Here is a 21,401-nt window from a genome sequence, read left to right on the forward strand (position 1 = left end):
AATAGTCGATCGAATAAAGTCGACAATGGAACATATCGATACAACCTTTCAGCTCCTCTCTGAAAGAATAAAGTAACAGGAAAAGGACTTTTAATGTGGAATAGAAAATTACGGTTTATATTGTTAATTGCTTTACTGATGTCTGGTTTTTTATTTATTAGCCTCGTTAGTTACTACACAGCCAATGAATCGATCAGAACACAAATAGCCAAAAGCACGTTACCACTCACCAGTGATAATATTTATTCAGAAATTCAACGAGATTTGTTAAGACCCATTTTTATTTCATCTATGATGGCTAAGGATACCTTTGTACGTGATTGGGTAATAAACGGGGAAGAGGATGAAACAGCCATTATTAAATACCTTAATGAAGTGCAATTACATTACGGTACAGTAACCAGCTTCTTTGTCTCAGATAAAACTCGTCACTATTACCATTCAACGGGGATATTAAAACCTGTCAGCCCATTAGATAAGCAAGACGACTGGTATTTTAGAGTACAAAAAATGACGTCAGATTATGAAATTAATGTTGATGTGGATACAGCTAATCGCACGTCATTTACTATCTTTATTAATTATCGAGTTTATGACTATGATGGTAATTATATTGGTGCAATTGGGGTTGGCTTGGCCGTTAATGCGGTACAAAAATTAATAGAAAATTACAAAAATCGTTACAACAGAGAAATCTACTTTATTGATAAAAATGGTGAGATAGTACTCAGTGGCGTTGCTAGTAATACACATATTAATATCCATCAGAATAAAGGTTTATCCGAATTTGTACCACAGATACTTGATACAACCACAAATTCGATAGAGTACGAAGAAGACGGTCAAAAGCATTATCTTAATAGTCGCTTTGTACCTGAATTTGACTGGTACTTAATTGTTGCGCAGAAAGAAAATGAGGCTGAACAGCGAATTGAAAATACATTAATCCTTAATTTAAGCGTTAGTTTTGTGATTTCACTTATTTTGGTTGCCTTTGTGCATTTAATTATCTCTGGCTATCAAAGGAAGTTAGAAACAATGGCGACCACAGATAAATTAACAGGCTGTGCTAATCGGCAAATTTTTGACGCCCTATTTAAACAAGCACACGCGCAATCAAAAAGAACACAAACTTCATTATCCGCGCTGATGTTAGATATTGATTATTTTAAACAAATTAACGATACCTACGGACATCCGACTGGGGATGTAGTTTTAAAAACCTTAGTACAAGACGTAAAAAGAAATATTCGAGAATCTGATATTATTTTTCGATGGGGAGGTGAAGAATTCTTAATTCTTTTACCTGAAAGTGGCAAAGACCAAGCTTATAAAGTCGCTGAGTTGGTTCGAAAAAGTATAGAGGATTTGATCATTACATTTGCTGGTAAATCAATTTCGGTGACTATTAGCATTGGAGTAAAAACGATGCTCGCAAATGATACCCAAGAGACACTGTTCGAAGATGCAGATAAAGCCTTGTATTTAGCTAAAGAAAAGGGCAGGAATAGAACGGAGATTTATCCTGATTCTGCTAAATAGCTATTCACAGACTTAATGAAATTACTATAATTAGGAGCTGAATATTTTTCAGTAACAGTATTCAGTAACGGTATTCAGTAAAAGCACGATGGTGAGTTAACTTTACTCACCATCGTGCTGTTTATTGAGCCCCGACGAATGAAAGTATGGGCTATGACGGCCCGATTTATAAAAGTACGAGTTATGAAGGTACGAGCTATTAACGCTTTCTCAATTCAAATAGATCTGTACGTCTATCTTTTAAGTTTTTCACACTTCCAAATTGATTGAGTTCGCGTAATAAATAAATATCAACATCCGCAATCAAGATCATTTCAGTATTGGGCGTAGCTTCTGCTTTGATACCGTTAGCAGGGAAAGCGAAGTCACAAGGCGTGAATACAGCTGACTGCGCGTATTGAATATCCATATTATGCACTTTAGGTAAATTACCTACCCCACCAGCAATCGCCACATAACATTCGTTTTCAATCGCACGAGCATGGGAACAGTTTCTCACCCGAGAATAACCATTTTGAGTATCAGTTAAGAAAGGTACAAATAAAATATCCATTCCTTCATCGGCTAGAATTCGGCTTAATTCAGGGAATTCTGAGTCATAACAAATTAAAACACCTATTTTTCCACAATCCGTATCAAAGGCTTGTAATTGAGAGCCCCCGTCCATTCCCCAAACTTTAACTTCATCGGGAGTCACGTGAAGCTTTTCAAAACGCTCTTTGGTGCCATCTCGACGACATAGATAGCCGACGTTATAGAGACGATCTCCTATAATTTCAGGCATGCTGCCAGTGATAATATTAATATTGTAACTAATCGCTAAATCAGTAAATTTTTGAACAATAGTTTCCGTATGCTTAGCTAACTCGCGTATTGCTTGTGGTTCACTTAGGTGATTGTTTTCAGCCATTAAAGGTGCATTGAAAAACTCAGGAAACAGTGCAAAGTCTGAACGATAACCCGCGACCGCATCAACAAAATATTCAACTTGTTCCATTAACTCATCAAGATTTTTATAAGGTCGCATTTGCCATTGAATTAAACCAAGGCGTACCAACATTTTAGTCGGCACTTCTTTTTTATTTATCTCTTCATAATAAATATTGTTCCATTTCAACAATACCGCATAATTATTAGAGCCTTTATCTCCCTCGAGATAACCTTTTAAAATACGAGCAGGATGAAAGTCATTGGAGATTTGAAAGTTTAAAACCGGATCATGGATCTCTTTACGTTTTACTTTATCAATGTATTGCTTAGGAGATAACTCATTTGAATATTTATGATAGTTAGGTATACGACCACCAAAGGTAATACCTTTTAAATTCAACCTTTCACATAACTCTTTACGGTAATCGTACAAACGACGACCAAGGCGTAACCCTCTAAACTCCGCTTTAATAAAGACATCAATACCATACAAGGTATCACCGTCGTCATTATGAGTGTTAAAGGTATCTTTTCCGGTCCCTGTAATATCATCATAGGTATGTGCATCATTAAAATCAGCATCATTAATGCGTATAGAAAGTGCACAGCCAGCTAATTGATTATTTACTTTAATGACTATCTGACCTTCGGGGAATTTACTAATTAACGATTGAATATGCTGCTCTTCCCAATAAGCACTCGCAAGAGAAACATTGGTGTAAGCCTCAATCATGGTCGTTTTAAGTTCCTGATAATCATCAAGACTTAATATCGATAATTCTACATTTTCTATGTTTTGCATTGAACAACCCTAGGTGACTATATAGATGTATTGAGTATATTTGAGTTTTTGTTATGTTTATAGAAAATATAGATATAAACCATAACCAACTTATGTACTTGCATAACACGTTCTAATTTTATAGACATAAATGATTGTTTATGAATAATTTTTCTCAATCAAAGGGCGCACCACCAACTCATCAACACAGACATTATTTGATTGACTGGCCATATAGATGATCGCATCAACAACACTATTAGGCTCAAGATACTCAGGTCGTTCGCTATCTCGAAATGGTGTGTCGACACCTCCAGGGTAAATAGCACAAACCTTAATCCCCTCTTCTCTGACTTCTTTTCTAAATACTTTAGTTAACGCATCAAATCCAGATTTAGCAGCGGTATAACCGGCGATCCCTTCATTTGAAAAAGAACACACCGTTGACATCACATTAATAATCATGCCCTTTTGCTGCTCTTTCATAGACTGTTTATAAACCTGTTGCATGAATACGCAAGGTGCCAGCATGTTAACCTTCAGCATCCACTCTAACGCTTCAATATCAATGTTTGCCACTGAGTCCCTAGAAGTGTTTGCTCCCGCACAATTAATCAGAATATCGATGTCACCTAAATGCGAAGTTGCATTGCTAACAAAATGTTCAATAGCACTGTAATCACTGATGTCGAAAGCTTGATGATAGTGTTTGCTTGCCGCGCTGTTCAAATTTGTCACACTCGATACAACTTGTTGCATCTTTTCACTAGAGCGACCACAGAAAGCGAGATTACATCCCAATGTAGATAATCGTTCAGTCAGCAAACGACCAATACCAGATGTTGCACCGGTTACCAAAATATTTTTATGTTTTAACGTGACTGACATTAAACGCCCCCTGAAGCGGTATCGATAGACTCATATTATTCCTTAAATTCAAGCTTCGATTAAAAATGATTAAATGAAATAAACAATAACATCTTCAACATCCAATCTTTAAAGCATTAGCACCTTATGAGTCGTCAATTGATAAGTTTGCGATGTGGTTAATAAAAGTGAACTATCACACGCCAATATAGGGTTAATAGACTGATAAAACGCTATTATTTTCAGCATTAAATATCATTTCAGTGTATATATGACTTATCATGGTTATTTTGACGAATAAGAGCACGCTGAGTTAGCACGCTGAGTTTAAAGTTACATAGCCAAAGCTACATAAGTAAAATCATATAGTTAAAATTACATCGCTAAAACTACATAACTAAAATCACATAAGAATGGGTTAAAACCATTTAACATTTATTTTTATAAGGTAAGTAATGTCTACAATAAAAGACGTAGCTAAAGAAGCCGGTGTATCAATTGCCACAGTATCTCGAGTTGTAAACAAATCCTCTAAGACCAGTAAATCTGCAATTGAAGCCGTGACTCAAGCAATGCAGAAACTAGGCTATCGACCTAATGAATCTGCAAGAGCTTTAGTGAGTCAAAAGACTAATACCATAGGTGTGTTAGTGGGCGATGTTTCTGATCCCTTTTTTGGTTTACTGATCAAAACAGTCGATAAAATCGCCCATGAGCATGGTAAACATACACTTATTGGAAATGGCTATCACCATCCAGAAAAAGAGCGTGATGCGATAGAGTTATTAATTAAAAATCGCTGTGACGCTTTAATTATTCATTCTAAAAGGTTATCAGATCAAGAGTTAATCGACTATGCACAAGAAATAAAGGGGTTAGTTGTGATCAACCGTTATATCGAAGCAATCGCTGACCGATGTATCTCACTTGATAACTATACCGGTGCTTACCTCGCCACCGATTACTTGATTCAACAGGGTCATAAACAAATTGCTTGCATTGCATCGAACCATACTATTGAAGATGCTAAAGACAGAAAAAAAGGTTATTTAGCGGCTTTGAAAGATAACGGTATTAGCTTATCAAATGATTATATCGCTTATAACGACCCCGATGCCGATGGTGGCATGGCTGCGACAAAAAATTTATTAACATTGCCCATTAATATAACGGCCATTGTTGCCTATAACGATTACATGGCGGCGGGTGCACTAGCAGTGATTCATGACAAAGGTATCGCAATTCCGGAAGCACTGTCTATTATTGGCTTTGATGACGGTTTACTTGCTCACTACCTATACCCAGCATTAACGACAGTGCATTACCCTATCGCACTAATGGCAGAAAAAGCGGCACTATTGGCACTAAAACGAGCCAATGGCCTCAATATTGAACCTGAGCAGCTTCATTTTACCCCCTCTCTCGTGATCAGAAACTCAGTAACAAAGATCAAGGCTTAGCTTAATTCAGGATAAACAACTCTTTCTGATACTGGCAACTTAATTAAAAAACATTTTAACCAGTCCCCTAACGGACTATTTTCAACTTCACTCTTATGTTTTTATTATCAAATTCGACAAACTAATAACCCGTCAACAATTTATTAACAATCAATAAAAATAGATATTATTATGCGAATCTAGAAATGTTTTAATTTGCTTTTTATTGTTTTGTTAAAAAGTGATCCAGCCCACTAGTAAAATACATAAAAATAAAATCCTATAAAATTTTGTTACTTAAAATAATCCTATAGCTAACAAACTCAACCTGCCTTTTTTCAAATAAAAAATAAACTTCCCTTTATTTAAGATCATCAAAAATAAAAAACTAACATTTAATAATCATTAACTTAAAAACAAAAATAAAATTTTTAGAATAAATAAAATCTAAAAAACAAACTAATTTTTGCGATTTACTTTCGCCTCTCTGATCTATTTTTAGAATATCTAAATACAGATATTTAGCAAAAACGCTTTGTAATAAAGCGTAACAATCCTCATTAGCTCCCAAAAAAGAAAACAATGTAAACGCTTACATCGTTTTGCAGAGGTGGTCACATTTACTTTACATTTATTAATCTAGACTCGCTTCAATGGTTAAAGAGTGTTCGAAATACTCTTACCATTTTTAGGTCTTAGGTAATTAATATTAATAATTGAGAAAGGATTTATCATGAAAAAATTAACTATGTTAGCAACTCTATGTGCTTCAATGACTTTTGGTCATGCAGCGATGGCGGATACAAAATTAGGTTTTACTGTCTACAAATACGATGACAACTTCATGTCTGTTGTACGCCAAGCAATTGAAAAAGAAGCAGAGAAAGATGCTGATATTGAATTATTAATGAATGATTCTCAAAATAGCCAATCTATGCAAAACGACCAAATTGATATTTTACTTTCACGTGGTGTCAAAGCACTTGCTGTTAACTTAGTTGACCCAGCAGCTGCACCAGTGATTATCAGAAAAGCGAAAGAAGATAACGTACCGATTGTATTTTATAACAAAGAACCTTCAGCTAAAGATCTAGCCTCTTACGATAAAGCCTACTTTGTTGGTACCGTTTCTAAAGATGCTGGCATCATTCAAGGTGAATTAATCGCGAAACAATGGGCTGAACACCCACAATGGGATCGTAACGGTGATGGCGTTATCCAGTTTGTATTATTAAAAGGTGAACCAGGACACCCAGATGCAGAAGCCCGTTCTGAATATGTAGTAAGCACTTTAAATGATAAAGGTTACAAAACAGAGCAACTACATCTTGATACTGCTATGTGGGATACCGCAATGGCAAAAGACAAAATGGATGCATGGGTTTCTGGTCCAAATGGAAACAACATAGAAGTCGTTATCGCTAATAATGATGGCATGGCAATGGGAGCCGTTGAGTCACTAAAAGCAAATGGTAAAGCTGATTTACCTGTGTTTGGTGTGGATGCATTAAATGAAGCACTAGCAATGGTTAAGTCTGGCCAAATGGCAGGTACAGTACTAAACGATGCACCTAACCAAGCAAAAGCGACTTACGAATTAACACGTAACTTAGCTGAAGGCAAACCAGCTGCAGAAGGCACGGAATGGAATTTAGTGAATAAAGTAGTTCGAGTACCTTATGTGGGTGTTGATAAAAGTACAATGAAATAACCTTTGTTGACTGTGGTGGAAAAGTTAACTTTTCCACCATTTAATCCTACGGGAAGCACTATTATGACCACAAATATAGAAAATGAATTCCTCTTAGAAATGACAGGGATCAGCAAACAATTCCCCGGTGTGAAAGCACTCGATAAAGTGAACCTAAAAGTTCGTCCGCACTCTATCCATGCACTAATGGGTGAGAATGGAGCGGGTAAATCGACTTTATTAAAATGTCTCTTTGGCATTTATGAGAAGAATGAAGGAAAAATTGTTTTTCTTGGAAAAGAAATTAACTTTGAATCATCAAAACAAGCGCTAGAATCCGGCGTATCCATGGTTCATCAAGAGCTAAATCAAGTATTACAACGTTCGGTAATGGATAATATCTGGTTAGGTCGATACCCATTAAAAGGTTTCTTCGTTGATCATAATAAAATGTACACCGACACCAAGAAAATCTTTGAAGAATTAGATATTGATATCGATCCAAAAGTTAAAGTCGCGACATTATCTGTTTCTCAAATGCAAATGTTAGAAATTGCCAAAGCCTTTTCATATGACGCTAAAATAGTGATCATGGATGAGCCAACTTCTTCGCTCAGCGAAAAAGAAGTCAGACATTTATTCAAAATAATTAATAAGTTAAAAGATAGAGGATGCGGCATTGTTTATATTTCACACAAGATGGAAGAAATCTTTGAAATATGCGATGAAATAACCATTTTACGAGATGGTGTCTGGATTGAAACTCGTCCTTTAGCGGGCCTAGATATGGATCAGATAATTAATAAAATGGTTGGCCGTGACTTAACACATCGATTCCCAGAAAAAACCAACGTGGTTAAAGAAGTTATTTTAGAAGTAAAAGATCTCACTGCCACCAACCAACCTTCCATTAATCATGTCAATTTTAATCTACATAAAGGTGAAATATTAGGCGTTGCTGGATTAGTGGGTGCAAAACGAACCGATATAGTAGAAACCTTATTTGGTATCCGCGAACGTAGCTCAGGCGAAATCATTTTACATGGTAAATCCGTTGCTAATAAAGATGCGCATGCTGCAATTAATAATGGCTTTGCACTAGTAACAGAAGAGCGCCGAGCAACCGGAATTTATAGCAATTTAGACATAACATTTAACGCTTTGGTCGCGAATGTCGAGCAATATAAAACGAAAAGTGGTTTGCTCAGCAACAAAAAAATGAAAAGCGATACACAGTGGGTAATTGATTCAATGAGCGTTAAAACACCAACGCATGAAACTAATATTGGATCTCTTTCTGGTGGTAATCAGCAGAAAGTAATCATTGGTCGATGGCTATTAACTAACCCCGAAATTTTAATGCTAGATGAACCTACACGTGGGATTGATGTAGGCGCAAAGTTTGAAATTTACCAGTTGATACTCAGCCTCGCCAATAAAGACAAAGGCATCATGATCATTTCATCTGAAATGCCTGAACTATTGGGTATCACAGACAGAATATTGGTAATGAGTAATGGCCGCGTTGCTGGCATTGTGAATACCAAAGAAACCACTCAAAGTGAAATTTTAGCGCTCGCAGCACTCTATTTATAAAAGGATTTAACCATGGACACACTGAAGAAACTCGGCGGGATGCGATACCTCAAAGAAGGTGGTATCTACGCGGTTTTATTTATTTTGTTAGCAATTATTGTTATTCAAGAACCCTCATTTTTAAGTTTACGAAACTTAAGTAATATTTTAACTCAATCTTCTGTACGTATTATTATTGCATTAGGTGTAGCAGGCTTAATCGTCACCCAGGGCACCGATTTATCAGCGGGTCGCCAAGTGGGTTTAGCGGCAGTATTATCGGCCACTTTATTACAGGCTGCGGACAACGTTAATAAAGTATTTCCAGACCTAGGTGATATTCCAATTGTTGCCGTAATTATTGCAGTTTGTGCTGTGGGCGCGTTAATTGGACTTATCAACGGTATTATTGTCGCCTATTTAAAGGTAACTCCCTTTATCGCAACTTTAGGCACCATGATCATCGTTTATGGAGTTAACTCTTTATACTTTGATACGGTAGGTGCATCACCGATTGCAGGTTTTGACGATCGTTTTTCTAACTTTGCGCAGGGCTTCATTCGCTTAGGTGACTTTAAACTCTCCTATTTAACCTTCTATGCCGCTATCGCTATTTTCATTGTCTGGATAATTTGGAATAAAACTGTTTTTGGTAAAAATATCTTTGCCATTGGTGGTAATCCAGAAGCAGCTAAAGTATCGGGCGTAAATGTGCCTGTTACATTACTTAAAATCTACGCATTATCAGGTATCTTTTATGCTTTTGGGGGCATGTTAGAAGCCGGTCGTATCGGTAGTGCAACTAATAACTTAGGCTTTATGTATGAGCTTGATGCAATTGCCGCCTGTGTTGTAGGTGGGGTTTCATTTGCAGGTGGTGTTGGTCGCGTACTTGGTGTGGTTACTGGTGTACTTATCTTTACCATTATCAACTACGGTATGACCTATATTGGTGTTAGTCCATATTGGCAATACATTATCAAAGGTAGCATCATCATCTTTGCAGTTGCCTTAGATTCAATGAAATATGCTAACCAAAAATAAAAATTAGCTTGGGTCTATTGACCTTATAAGGGCAAAGGAAATACCTTTGCCCTTAGCTATTTTAAAAGAAATCGTTACATATCTTTTAAAGGTAAAATTTTTCAGTCTTAATTTTTATTCTTATCCTCTCCAACTTCACCATTTTCACCTTTTACCCCAGTGCCAACGAGTAAAATTACAGGCAGCCACCTCTTCGGCGGTGAATGCAGTAAAAAGCACCAAAGCGGGTTGTCAGGCTTCCGCTAAGGCCACACAAGAAAGCACAAAGTCATTAGATTCAATGACAACAATTGTGGAAATAAACGCGCTTAATATGCAAATAGCAGCCGCAGTTGAGCAACAAAGTGTCACCAGCAATGAAATATCACGCAATATGACTATGATTCAAAATATGGTTATAGAGCTTGAGAAAAATGATGCAGAAACACTCAACAACAGCAATGAAATTAAAAATAACAAAACACAATTAGTGAAAGTAGTTGAGCATTTTAAATTAAAATAAATAGCCTAGATCTAATGAAACCAAACGGAGATGATAACGTTTGGTTTCATTTTTAGACTATTAAAAACCAATGCTAATTAAAGCACAGTGATAGTTGATAATGGTAATGAGCTTTATCTAGTAGAAACTCCTTATGCACACTTGGACTCCAAGAATCGTCGCCACCAACGCCCATATGAAAACCATCTAAACACACATAAAGTTTCTGCTCAGCCACCAATTCATTTGTATGTTTAGCCGCCGCTAAATTTGCTTGGCTATGACGACTAACACTAAAATGAAAATCACCAGCAATCAGTAAATCACCAATTGAAGCTTCTTTAACGTCGCAACGCAAACCATTTTCAGATGGGAATATATACCCTGTATGCATCGCTTCAATTGAACTTGCATAACGACCAATGTGCGCAGATAAAATACGATCCGGATAATTTTCCTGTGGGCCTCGGCCAAACCATTTAACTTCTTCATTGATATCTTCAACCACTAATTGCATCCCGACTCGCGGCAGAGGAGGCAATGATTTAGCGGCTTGCACATTGACATTAATTAATGCGCGACCTTGGTTATTGAAGGCATATTGCCACTGGCTAGTGATCAACAGGTTATTATTAAAATAATAACCAAATTGCACCTTCACAATAACCTCATGTACAAATGTAACCGCTTCTATTGCTATACACTGCACAGACAAATTTGTTAAACCTGCATTCTGCCAACGAGTAGTCCAAGCATTAGGATCAACACAGTTGGCTTCGCTAGTACCGATATCATTGTCTAATGGTGCTCGGTAAAAATTATCCGTCGGCCCATGTAATAGCTTATTAACACCATCAACGACCCATTTGCTAATCAAACCCTGTTGTTTATCTATTTCAACCTGAAATCCAATACCGTTAATCATAATCGTTTGGTCTGTTTCAACTAATTCAGGCGCTTTTCCTTTTTCGATAGCAATGTCTGCTAATCCTAGAGCCGCTTTTAATGGCATCTGTTCAGTGGCAACCACAAAACCTTTTTCAGCCCAGGCGGTATCATCACTTAACAACACCTCAATATTAAGAAAATAATCACAACCAGCTCGTTGCGGCGGATAAACATCAAGCAAAGTAAGCACTTGCTCACTTTCAGCCCTTACTTGAAGAGGTACATCGCCACTAGCAATCACTTCTCCGTCTTCAGTGATCGTCCAGTGTATGGTTTCATTATCAGTATCAATAAAAAGGTTTTCGCTGTTCACCTTAATACTGATTTTTTCACCATTTATTAACTCAAATTGATAAAACTGTTGCGCTTTCTTAACATCAAGTAAACCAGGGTGAGGTGTTCTATCGGGAAACATCAATCCATTAATACAAAATTGTCGATCATTAATTTGATCACCAAAATCACCGCCATAGGCCCAGAAGTCGACACCATTTGGATCTGTTTTGGTTAAACCTTGGTCTACCCAATCCCAGATGAATCCGCCCTGTAAACGTGGATACTCTCGAAATGCCTGCCAATATTTATCGAAGCTACCTAAACTATTACCCATCGCGTGGGCATATTCACAAAGAATCAACGGGCGTTGTTCATTAGGCAGTGATAACCATTTTTTAATACTATGTTTAGGCACTACCTGTGCGGCATTAGGCAGCAATACATCTTCATCTACTCGTGCATACATGGGCACAATAATATCCGTAGCCGCAGTATTTGCTCCACCACCTTCATATTGCACAGGACGCGTTGGATCTTTCAGTTTAGTCCATTGATACATAGCATGATGGTTATGACCAATACCAGACTCATTGCCTAATGACCAAATGATAATAGAGGGATGATTTTTATCTCTTTCAACCATACGTGTCATGCGACGCATATAAGCATTCAACCAACTCAAATCGTTAGACAAACGCGACATAGGAAACTGACCATGCGTTTCAATATTGGCCTCATCTACTACATATAAACCATACTGGTCACAGAGTTCATACCACATAGGGTGATTAGGGTAATGAGCGGTGCGCACCGCATTAAAATTATTTTGTTTTAATAACTTAATATCGAGCAACATATCTTGGTAAGAAACAGCGTGGCCTTTTTCAGGGTGATGCTCATGACGATTAACCCCACGTATTAACAACGCTTTACCATTTAATTTAAGCTGCCCTTGATCGATTTCAATCACTCTGAAGCCCACTTGATAAGCTTCAGAGTCAAGGACTTCACCATTCTCACTAAGCAAACAAACCACCACACGATATAAGTATGGGGATTCAGCACTCCATTTGTGCGGGCACGGAACATTGATATGATGTTCAGCGAGGTTGTTAAAGCCTCCTTTTTCATCGATTATCCGTTCGCCAAAGTTAGCTACAATAGGCTCAGTAACTGCATTTAAGTCAGCATCAAAAAGCTGAGTTTGCACATAACAGTTTGCAGTTTGTGTATTTTTGAAGCTGCTTAACTGGGTTGATACATGTAGTGTGCCATGATTAAAACATGCATCTAAATCGGTTGTGATAGTCACATCTTGTATTGCTACAACGGGTTTACTGAGCAAACACACATCACGAAAAATACCGCTTAACCACCACATATCTTGGTCTTCTAAGTAAGAACCGTCAGACCAACGCAACACCATTACCGTTAATTGATTATTACCTTCACGTAAATGTTCCGAAAGGTCGAACTCACTGGCTAAACGACTATCCTGTGAGTAACCCACCCAAATACCATTACACCAAAGATGAAAAGCCGAGTTTACACCATCAAAATTGATACGTTGCTGGCGCCCTACCCATGCTTTAGGTAGTTCAAAATTCACACGGTAAACTCCGGTTGGATTATCTGCAGGCACAAAAGGAGGTTTATCTTCAAAGGGATATTTAAGATTGGTATAAATGGGTTTATCGTACCCTTGTAATTGCCAATTACTAGGTACTGTAATTTCAGGCCAATGACTATCATCAAAGGCAACATCAATACAATCACTTGGCACTAATTCTGGCTGAGAGAATAATTGAAATGCCCATTGTCCGTTTAATAAATGCTGAAATTCAGAATCTTGTTTGTGACGAGCCGCTTCTGAAGAGTGAAATGCATGAAGAGGTGCATGGGCAGGCATTACATTTTGTGCAGTTACATGCTGGTTTTCCCAATCACGTGCTTTGATTATTTCCGAAAATGCTCTCATTTTATTCCTCTCTCAAATAGGCTCATTTGCTCAATGATAATAATTGCTGGATCTATCTTGCTGATTAAAATCACTTACTTTTCTGCGTAACATGTACGGCTGATAATCAATATAATCGACACAAACAATACATAATAAACATCAAAGGGAGCAGCTAAACAGCAATATAATTCTTAAATTGTACACTGCAAAATAAAAGTGTAAACGATTACAATTTTTCATCTAAGGGTTAATTTCAATTATTAGATCTAGCTTATGATTATATAGTGAAGGTTACACTTAGCACTTGAATTCAAGGTAGAGATAAGATGCTAAAAATAGTGAAAATGGAGGCATAAATGAGGACGTAAATGGAGACGAACGTGACTACAAAAATTGCAACGTACGTCATCAGGGTCATCCTATCATCTATTTTGCCAATGTCTGTTTGGCATTAAAAATAGGTAAAAAATGCACCATAAACAAAACCAAGATAGCCAAATAAACACAATACCCTTCAAAGCCAATAGTCTCATGATTACTTGCAAGCGAGCTTGTTAGCCAGGTACTAAAAAAAGGTAATACAAATATAAAAATAGGGACTGTCGTTTTTAAAATCCAACTTTGCAGCGGTGCTTTTGATAGACTTTCTCGTAACTTTTGTACGCTAGTAATGACTAATAAAAACCAAGGAATAAAAAAGGCAGGTAATGCAAAGTCAGGATAAATAATCGCCACTGATTGCAAGATTTCATCACCTTTCACCAGCACCAACAAGATAAGAAAAAAAGCTATCCATGCAAAGAGGGTCATTACATGATTAAAAACGGCATTTTTTTGAATATTTTCTTTTTCCAAAACTGACTTCCTAAAATAAACTGATTGATACTCGATTAATAAAGTGTGAGCTTATCTTGTTAAGGTATAGATAACACAAGATGCTTTAAATTTTGTTAGCAAACGCTTTAAAAAATAAGTAATAACATTCATAACTTACGACCATTTCGACAAGTTAACCATTCCATCAACAATCCTTAGGTTTATGTATTTAAGTTACTGTATTTAGATTACAGTATTTATCCACTTACATATCATTTAGATATACTTGCCCCAACATACAAGTTTTAATTAAAACCCCTTCTAAACCACAAAAAAATAAATTTAAACAACTATTAATCAAAAAAACAATGTTTAATAACTCATTATAGGTGGTTATAATCGCACTATTAAACTAACATTCAAGCCGATAAGGTTAGGTATTAAAAGGCAGCTGAACTTTAAAGTTTTTAATCTACTATCAATAAAAGTAATTAAATTAAATATAAAAAATACAGCGTGCCATGCTTACAATAAAATTGTAAATAGTCGCAATTTCAATAATTAAATAATTTTTTTTAAGCAATAAACCAGCAACAATATTTTCTTTTATTTCATCTCATGAAATAAGTATTACCTACTAAACAACTTAATTTAAATTTATCGCTATCAATAAAATCCCTCTGGAGACGATTAATGGACCATGCATTAGAAAAAAGCGAAAAAAGAAAAAAGCTCCTTCGCGCAGGTAAAATGCATGCGGTACATTGGTTGATTGTATTACTTTCGGTGATACTAACTTTTAGTGCCTGGTATTATTCGCAGTTTCAACAAGCACAAAAACTTGAGATTCAATTTAAACGTGAAGCAGAGAAAGTCGTTAATTCAGTAAAAGAGCGAATGACACTTTATGAGAATGTATTATGGGGCGGTGTTGCTTATATCGACGCTGTGAATTCAGATAATGTTATTAATCCAAGTAATGTGGCGCATTCAAGTATCACTCATCAACAATGGTCTGCCTATTCAAACAGCTTGAAAATAGATACTAATTATCCTGGCATCAATGGTTTTGGTATTATTTACAATGTACAACCTAAACATTTCGATGAGTACTTACAAGCACAACGCATGCAAAGACCAGACTATAAAGTACACCCAACTCATGATAATCCTGAATATTGGCCGATCACCTATGTTGAGCCGGTTGAGACAAACAAACAAGCGGTTGGACTTGATGTTGCCTTTGAAGATAATCGTTACTCATCAATAAAAAAAGCAAGAGATTCTGGAAAGGCATTACTAACAGCACCGATCACTCTAGTGCAAGATGATAGGCAAACACCAGGTTTCCTTTTTTATACGCCATTTTACCAAAATGGGCTTAAACCTGACAATATAAAGCAACGCCGAGAATTGATTGCAGGTGTCACCTATGCTCCTTTTATTATGGAAAAACTAATGAAAGGAACACTGGCTGAAAAAAACCGCCATGTGAGTATTCAGATATGGGATGGAGAAAACCTATTATTTGATGATCATTCTAATGGCAACACCGCAGAAGCAGATCCTGATCCACTTTTTTCTAATAAAATCGATACATCCTTATATGGTCGTACTTGGACATTTTTAATCCAGTCAAATATTAGCTTTAGACAAGACACAAGCTTAAATCAGTCTTCAGTCATTCTAGTGGGCGGCTTAGTCATTGATGCCTTACTACTGATGTTATTTTTATTTTTAACCAAGGCTAACAGACAAGCATTAAAATATGCGGATCAAATGACAGCAGAGTTAAAAGATCAAACCAAACATTTAGAAAAATCGAATGGGGATTTAGCACAATCTATTGCAGACTTGGAAAAATCAAATAAGGATTTAGAAAAATCTAATAGTGACTTAGAGCAGTTTTCCTATGTTGCCTCACACGACCTTAAATCTCCTCTCAATGCCATCGAGCAATTAGCAAGCTGGATAGAAGAAGACTGTGAAGAGCTACTGCCCGATGACTCTAAAAAACATTTAGTTTTATTACGTCAGCGCAGTAAACGTATGCTTAAACTGCTCGATGATCTATTAACTTATTCTCGTCTAAATCTAGCTACCATTACCAATAATAAGGTCAATTTAGCTGAAAAAGCACAAGACATATTATCATTGCTGGAAACCAACGATAACTTTACTTGTATTGCACCGAATATTGATATCAATATTCCACAGGCCCCCTTTGAAATAGTATTAAGAAATTTAATTTCTAACTCGATAAAACATCACGACAAAGCAACCGGTCAGATCATCCTTTCTTATACTACTAAAGACAACTTCCATGAAATATCGTTATACGATGATGGCCCAGGCATCCCTGAAGAGTTTCATAATAAAGCCATGGAGATGTTTCAAACTTTACAGTCACGAGATAAAGTAGAAGGAAGTGGCATGGGGCTTGCAATGATTAAACGTATTGTTGAACATTACCGTGGCAGGATGAATATTGTGTCTGATGGAAAGCGCGGTACCACCATAAATATTTTATGGCCGTTGAATGAAGAAACATAGAACAAGCCCAAACAATGACAAAAAATTGACAGCATTGCCAATATTTGTGACAAAATAAAAGCGCTTAGAAAATAAAAATATCCATTAAAAAGGTTAAATAATATTGGAAAATACAAATGAAATAACGTTGTTACTAGTTGAAGATGACGACATCGACGCGATGACCATTCAACGTAGTTTCAAAAAACAAAATATTACTAATCCGATAGTAAGGGTTTACGATGGCCTCGAAGCGTTAACATTATTAAAAAAAGGCGAAGTCGCTCCACCATTGGTGATTATCCTAGACTTACAAATGCCAAGAATGGGCGGCATTGAATTTTTAAAAACATTACGTGCTGATCCAAAATTATCGAATTTAGTGGTTTTTGTTTTGACCACTTCAAAAGCAAAGTCAGACATCATATCCAGTTATGGCGAGCATATTGCTGGATACTTTGTGAAAGGTCAGACCGGAGATAGATTCTCTGGCTTAGTTAGCATGCTAGAAAATTATTTTGAAATTGTTCATTTAACCGAAGAATAAAATCTAAAATTAAAATGGTCATTATTTCAAAGATAGGACTTAAGGATATGATAGCGATATGAACATACTTATTGTTGATGACGATATGATCGATAGAGAGATGATCATAAGAGCATTAAAGCGCAGCGATATTCTATGTAATATCACCCAAGTCGAAATGGTCGATCAAGCCCTTGAAATATTAGCTCACACTGCATTTGATGTCGTATTATTAGATTACAACTTACCACAACGTAAGGGGATCGAGCTATTAATTGAATTAAAAGACATGCCTGCGAAACAAAAAGCAGTAGTGATCATGACCAGTACATCCAGAGAGGATGACTTAGCCGTTAATAGCATTAATGCCGGTGCACAGGACTTCTTAGTTAAAACAGAGATCGATGCCTTTAGGCTTCAAAGAGCCATTGCTAATGCACAAGTACGCGCTTCCTTAGAAAAAGAGCTATTACTAAGTCATCAACGTACAAAAGAGCTTGCAGAACGCGACAATCTAACCGGCTTAGCTAATCGTTACTATTTTGACGAATCATTAAGTTATGAAATAAAAAAACAACAAAGAGATAAAAGTACACTCGCGCTTTTATTAATCGATTTAGATCATTTCAAATATGTTAATGATAATTATGGGCATGATGTAGGTGACCAATTATTAATTTCAGTAACTAAACGCATCACTGCTTGCTTGCGCGGGAGTGAGTTATTTGCACGTTTAGGTGGCGATGAGTTTGCTATTACATTAACTAATTTAGAGTCAGTGTATGGAGCTAGTACTGTAGCAAAACGCATTATAGAAGCATTACAGCAGCCTTTCGAAATAGGCTCTCATGTGATCACTTCCGGTGCAAGTATTGGCATTGCACTTTGCCCTGGTGACAGCGGTGAGGTAAAGGAGCTATTTAAATTTGCAGATATTGCGATGTATCGTTCTAAAAGTGATGGCCGTAGCCAGTTCTGTTTTTTTGAAGCCAAAATGCAGGAAGCATTTTTAGAAAATTTCTTAATTGAAAGGCAGTTACGGACTACGCTTGAAAACAAGGGGTTTTATTTACTTTATCAACCAGTTATTGACTCATTAACGGCAAAAATAACAGGTGTGGAAGCGTTAATACGATTTGATGTTGAAGGTGTTAGTCAGCGCCCAGATATATTCATTCCCATTGCTGAAAAATCTAGATTGATCATAGAGATTGGCCGTTGGGTGGTAGTAGAAGCCATTATGCAATTGAGTATTTGGCAAAAAACACTTAATCCCGCATTCACTATGTCGATTAACTTATCCTCAGTACAGTTAACCGATGAAGGGTTAATTGAATTTATCAAATCTACCTTAAGCACTTATTCTGTTGATGCTAGCAATATTGAATTTGAGTTAACCGAAACGGCTTTATTAGTTGAACAGGAAAATAGTACGAAGATGATCCAAAGCATCAGTGACTTAGGTTGTAAAATTTCATTAGATGATTTTGGTACAGGATTCTCATCTATTTCACATTTACACACTTTTCCAATTAATACCGTAAAAGTGGATAAAAGCCTAATGCCTAGTTCCTCTCCGGAAGAAAATACCAAGCCCTTCTTAGCGGGCTTAGTTGTCATGCTCCAGTCCTTAAAGTTAAATATTATTGCCGAAGGCATTGAAACAGAGGCAGACCTTAACCTGTGTATCAAACTAGGCATTAATAAAATGCAAGGTTATTACTTTGATAAACCGCTACCGACACATGAACTAGAAAGGCTTTATTTATAACTAATAATAACCGCATCATTACACTTTTTAGTCATTTACTAACAATGAAAAAGTGTAATGAAATAAAGTAAAATGAAGAGTTGTAAACCAGAAGTTAAAATTACAAAGGTAAAAAGATAAAGTAAATCAACGTTATATTGTAATTTACTTTATCAGCTTTATTATCTTTTCTGTTCACACTTATCCTTCTTCGCTAGCGAGTAATAAAGCACATTCTGCGGGTAAGGTGAAACTCAATTGTTGTTGTGCCTCGAGGTGCCAATCTTCACTGTGATTATCAAATCCTGAAAAATACTGAGCATTGGTCATCAACTCGAATCGTTCGAAAGTAAATGACACCGATTTTTGTCCAAGATTAATTGCATAAATACTTGTTTTACCTTGCTCAAAACGTGCAAAAACAAAGCTTTTGTCCTGCGCATAAAGCGTATGATAACAGCCCTGCTGAAGCTCTATTCTGCTTTTTCTTAGATTAATTAAACGTTGGTAAAAAGTAAAAATATCACTATTTTTATCAAGGTCGCCCCAAGGAAAACAGCGGCGATTATCGGGGTCATTTCCGCCTTGCAAAGCAACTTCTGTCCCATAATACAAACAAGGTGTTCCAGGATAACTAAACAACATCATACTGGCTGCCTTTAGCCTATTTAGATCCCCGTTTAATTGATTAATAAACCGAGATGTATCATGGCTATCTAGTTGATTGAGTTGCGCTAATTGATTTAACCAAGGTATCTTAGCGCGACTTTCAGTTAACCAGTTATCAAAGGCTTGAGCATCTATCTCAACCCTATGATAGGCAATATCTAAACCTGCAAAAAAAGCACGGACGGGATGAGCAAAACCATAATAATTCATCGCGCCATCTTCTTGATCACCTTGCAACCACTGTGTGGCCTCATAAAAATGCTCACCCACGATATACGCCTCAGGGTTAACCGCTTTGGCAGACTCCCTAAACGCCCTGACATAGTGCGCATTATTATAAGCATTGGTGCCTTCACCTAGCATGTGGATCACATCAAAACGCCAACCATCTATATGATAAGGTGCTTTTAACCAGTGTTTTACAACCGATGACTCTGCTTTATAAATATAATTTTGCACTTGTTCGTTTAAAAAATTCAGTTTTGGTAGGTTATCAACCCCTTTCCAAGCAAAGTAATAATCCTCTTTGCTATTCGGCTCACCTAAAAAAACATAATAGTCGCGATAGGGAGAATCAGGGTGCTGATAAGCACTATCTTTAAAATGTTGATAACGACCAAACCAAGGATGCTCACAGGATGTATGATTAAATACAGCATCGAGCATTATTTTCATGCCACGCCGATGAATATCATCACTTAGTTTTGCAAAATCAGCATTATCACCAAAGTGAGGGTCTATATTAAGATAATCCGTCGTGTCGTATTTATGGTTACTAGGGGAAGTAAAAATAGGATTTAAATACAGAGCACTGATACCAAGCTCCTGTAGATAACCTAATTTATTTTGAATACCCTGTAAGTCACCGCCATAAAATTCACTCGCCCCCGTGGACTGATGCCCTGCACTAGCAACAGGCTCTCCCCATTGCTTAGCAATAATGGCATTTTCACCACCACGATACAGGTACTCACCGGTTTTCACCGAAATGTCAGCATTTCCTTGGCAAAAGCGATCTGGAAAAATCTGATAAAAAACCTGCTCTTTGATCCATTCTGGAGGTCTATCTTGAGTATTAAATTTAAAGTGAGTTTCTCGCCCAGGAATACGCTCAAATTGCGCCGCCGCAGTCAGCCAAATTTGGCCTTTTTCGGTTAAACACTTAAACGCATAATAAGTATTATCAATGTGTGTACTGATAGGAATTGAAGCTTGGTAAAGGCGATAGCTATCGCCATCCAACTTACTACCCCTTTCACCATCCCCCTCACTATTAACATCATCACCTAGGTGAAAGTCATTTTGAATAAGCTCAAGGGCAATAAGTCTATCTTCATTGTCTGGTTCACAACGAATAAAATGAGAAGTAATTAAATGCTCAGGATCATGACACAACAAGCGAATAACGAGTGTATCGTCCTGTTGAGTGACCCACTGTTTAGTTTGTCCATGAAATAAAAAAGGCTTAGATGACAAAATAACAACTCCTTTCGCAAACACTTAAGTATTAACAGTATTCAGATTATTTCTCATTAAATCTAGGTTTTTAGGCTGAATCTGCCTAGTTTATATAAG

General features: G+C 36.7%; 14 protein-coding genes. 9 read left to right on the forward strand and 5 right to left on the reverse strand.

Going from position 1 to position 21,401, the window contains the following annotated elements; translation table 11 throughout:
• The first annotated feature begins 93 nt into the window (after window positions 1-93).
• Window positions 94-1,542: a sensor domain-containing diguanylate cyclase gene (locus GQR44_RS00945; RefSeq protein WP_166368314.1), complete on the forward strand. Its 1,449-nt coding sequence runs from the start codon at window positions 94-96 to the stop codon at window positions 1,540-1,542.
• Between the two features lie 199 nt (window positions 1,543-1,741).
• Here the strand turns inward: GQR44_RS00945 and GQR44_RS00950 are convergent, their stop codons facing one another.
• Window positions 1,742-3,274, reverse strand: coding sequence for a carbon-nitrogen hydrolase family protein (locus GQR44_RS00950; RefSeq protein ID WP_166368316.1), 1,533 nt, complete (start codon window positions 3,272-3,274; stop codon window positions 1,742-1,744).
• 138 nt (window positions 3,275-3,412) lie between these two features.
• Window positions 3,413-4,141: an SDR family oxidoreductase gene (locus GQR44_RS00955; RefSeq protein ID WP_166368318.1), complete on the reverse strand. Its 729-nt coding sequence runs from the start codon at window positions 4,139-4,141 to the stop codon at window positions 3,413-3,415.
• A gap of 434 nt (window positions 4,142-4,575) precedes the next feature.
• Here GQR44_RS00955 and GQR44_RS00960 point away from each other — a divergent pair, with 434 nt between their 5' ends.
• The 5 genes from GQR44_RS00960 to GQR44_RS00980 all read left to right on the forward strand — a co-directional run bounded on the left by GQR44_RS00960 (window position 4,576) and on the right by GQR44_RS00980 (window position 10,370).
• Window positions 4,576-5,580, forward strand: a complete 1,005-nt coding sequence (locus GQR44_RS00960) for a substrate-binding domain-containing protein (RefSeq protein WP_166368320.1) — start codon at window positions 4,576-4,578, stop codon at window positions 5,578-5,580.
• A gap of 712 nt (window positions 5,581-6,292) precedes the next feature.
• Window positions 6,293-7,270 (forward strand): galactose/glucose ABC transporter substrate-binding protein MglB, encoded by a 978-nt coding sequence (gene mglB, locus GQR44_RS00965; RefSeq protein ID WP_166368322.1) that lies wholly within the window; start codon window positions 6,293-6,295, stop codon window positions 7,268-7,270.
• A 63-nt stretch (window positions 7,271-7,333) separates the two neighbouring features.
• A complete protein-coding gene (gene mglA, locus GQR44_RS00970) occupies window positions 7,334-8,845 on the forward strand; it encodes a galactose/methyl galactoside ABC transporter ATP-binding protein MglA (RefSeq protein WP_166368324.1) in 1,512 nt (503 codons plus the stop codon).
• Between the two features lie 12 nt (window positions 8,846-8,857).
• Window positions 8,858-9,868: a galactose/methyl galactoside ABC transporter permease MglC gene (gene mglC, locus GQR44_RS00975; protein ID WP_166368326.1), complete on the forward strand. Its 1,011-nt coding sequence runs from the start codon at window positions 8,858-8,860 to the stop codon at window positions 9,866-9,868.
• 46 nt (window positions 9,869-9,914) lie between these two features.
• The gene (locus tag GQR44_RS00980; RefSeq protein ID WP_166368328.1) at window positions 9,915-10,370 is read left to right on the forward strand and encodes a hypothetical protein; all 456 of its coding nucleotides are present in this window, start codon (window positions 9,915-9,917) and stop codon (window positions 10,368-10,370) included.
• 73 nt (window positions 10,371-10,443) lie between these two features.
• Here the strand turns inward: GQR44_RS00980 and GQR44_RS00985 are convergent, their stop codons facing one another.
• Together GQR44_RS00985 and GQR44_RS00990 are read right to left on the reverse strand one after the other, a co-directional pair.
• The gene (locus GQR44_RS00985; protein ID WP_166368330.1) at window positions 10,444-13,551 is read right to left on the reverse strand and encodes a beta-galactosidase; all 3,108 of its coding nucleotides are present in this window, start codon (window positions 13,549-13,551) and stop codon (window positions 10,444-10,446) included.
• Window positions 13,552-13,959: 408 nt separating this feature from the next.
• Entirely contained in the window at window positions 13,960-14,388 is a 429-nt protein-coding gene (locus GQR44_RS00990) for a hypothetical protein (protein ID WP_166368332.1), read from the reverse strand.
• Between the two features lie 654 nt (window positions 14,389-15,042).
• Here GQR44_RS00990 and GQR44_RS00995 point away from each other — a divergent pair.
• The 3 genes from GQR44_RS00995 (at window position 15,043) to GQR44_RS01005 (ending at window position 19,178) form a co-directional block, all read left to right on the forward strand.
• The gene (locus GQR44_RS00995; RefSeq protein ID WP_166368334.1) at window positions 15,043-16,902 is read left to right on the forward strand and encodes a CHASE domain-containing protein; all 1,860 of its coding nucleotides are present in this window, start codon (window positions 15,043-15,045) and stop codon (window positions 16,900-16,902) included.
• A gap of 103 nt (window positions 16,903-17,005) precedes the next feature.
• Entirely contained in the window at window positions 17,006-17,428 is a 423-nt protein-coding gene (locus tag GQR44_RS01000; protein ID WP_166368336.1) for a response regulator, read from the forward strand.
• Between the two features lie 58 nt (window positions 17,429-17,486).
• A complete protein-coding gene (locus GQR44_RS01005) occupies window positions 17,487-19,178 on the forward strand; it encodes a GGDEF domain-containing response regulator (RefSeq protein ID WP_166368338.1) in 1,692 nt (563 codons plus the stop codon).
• Between the two features lie 180 nt (window positions 19,179-19,358).
• Here the strand turns inward: GQR44_RS01005 and malZ are convergent, their stop codons facing one another.
• Window positions 19,359-21,302 carry a maltodextrin glucosidase gene (gene malZ / locus GQR44_RS01010; protein WP_166368340.1) on the reverse strand — a complete coding sequence of 648 codons (1,944 nt, stop codon included), beginning with the start codon at window positions 21,300-21,302 and terminating at the stop codon, window positions 19,359-19,361.
• Between the last annotated feature and the right edge of the window lie 99 nt (window positions 21,303-21,401).

It is taken from the genome of Psychromonas sp. SA13A (assembly GCF_011378715.1).
GTDB lineage: Bacteria > Pseudomonadota > Gammaproteobacteria > Enterobacterales > Psychromonadaceae > Psychromonas.

Coding starts and splice junctions, on each gene's coding strand:
- GQR44_RS00945 (WP_166368314.1), top strand. CDS start 94: ATGTGGAATAGAAAATTACGGTTTATATTGTTAATTGCTTTACTGATG.
- GQR44_RS01005 (WP_166368338.1), top strand. CDS start 17,487: ATGAACATACTTATTGTTGATGACGATATGATCGATAGAGAGATGATC.
- GQR44_RS00955 (WP_166368318.1), bottom strand. CDS start 4,141: ATGTCAGTCACGTTAAAACATAAAAATATTTTGGTAACCGGTGCAACA.
- GQR44_RS00950 (WP_166368316.1), bottom strand. CDS start 3,274: ATGCAAAACATAGAAAATGTAGAATTATCGATATTAAGTCTTGATGAT.
- mglC (WP_166368326.1), top strand. CDS start 8,858: ATGGACACACTGAAGAAACTCGGCGGGATGCGATACCTCAAAGAAGGT.
- mglB (WP_166368322.1), top strand. CDS start 6,293: ATGAAAAAATTAACTATGTTAGCAACTCTATGTGCTTCAATGACTTTT.
- mglA (WP_166368324.1), top strand. CDS start 7,334: ATGACCACAAATATAGAAAATGAATTCCTCTTAGAAATGACAGGGATC.
- GQR44_RS00960 (WP_166368320.1), top strand. CDS start 4,576: ATGTCTACAATAAAAGACGTAGCTAAAGAAGCCGGTGTATCAATTGCC.
- GQR44_RS00985 (WP_166368330.1), bottom strand. CDS start 13,551: ATGAGAGCATTTTCGGAAATAATCAAAGCACGTGATTGGGAAAACCAG.
- GQR44_RS00995 (WP_166368334.1), top strand. CDS start 15,043: ATGGACCATGCATTAGAAAAAAGCGAAAAAAGAAAAAAGCTCCTTCGC.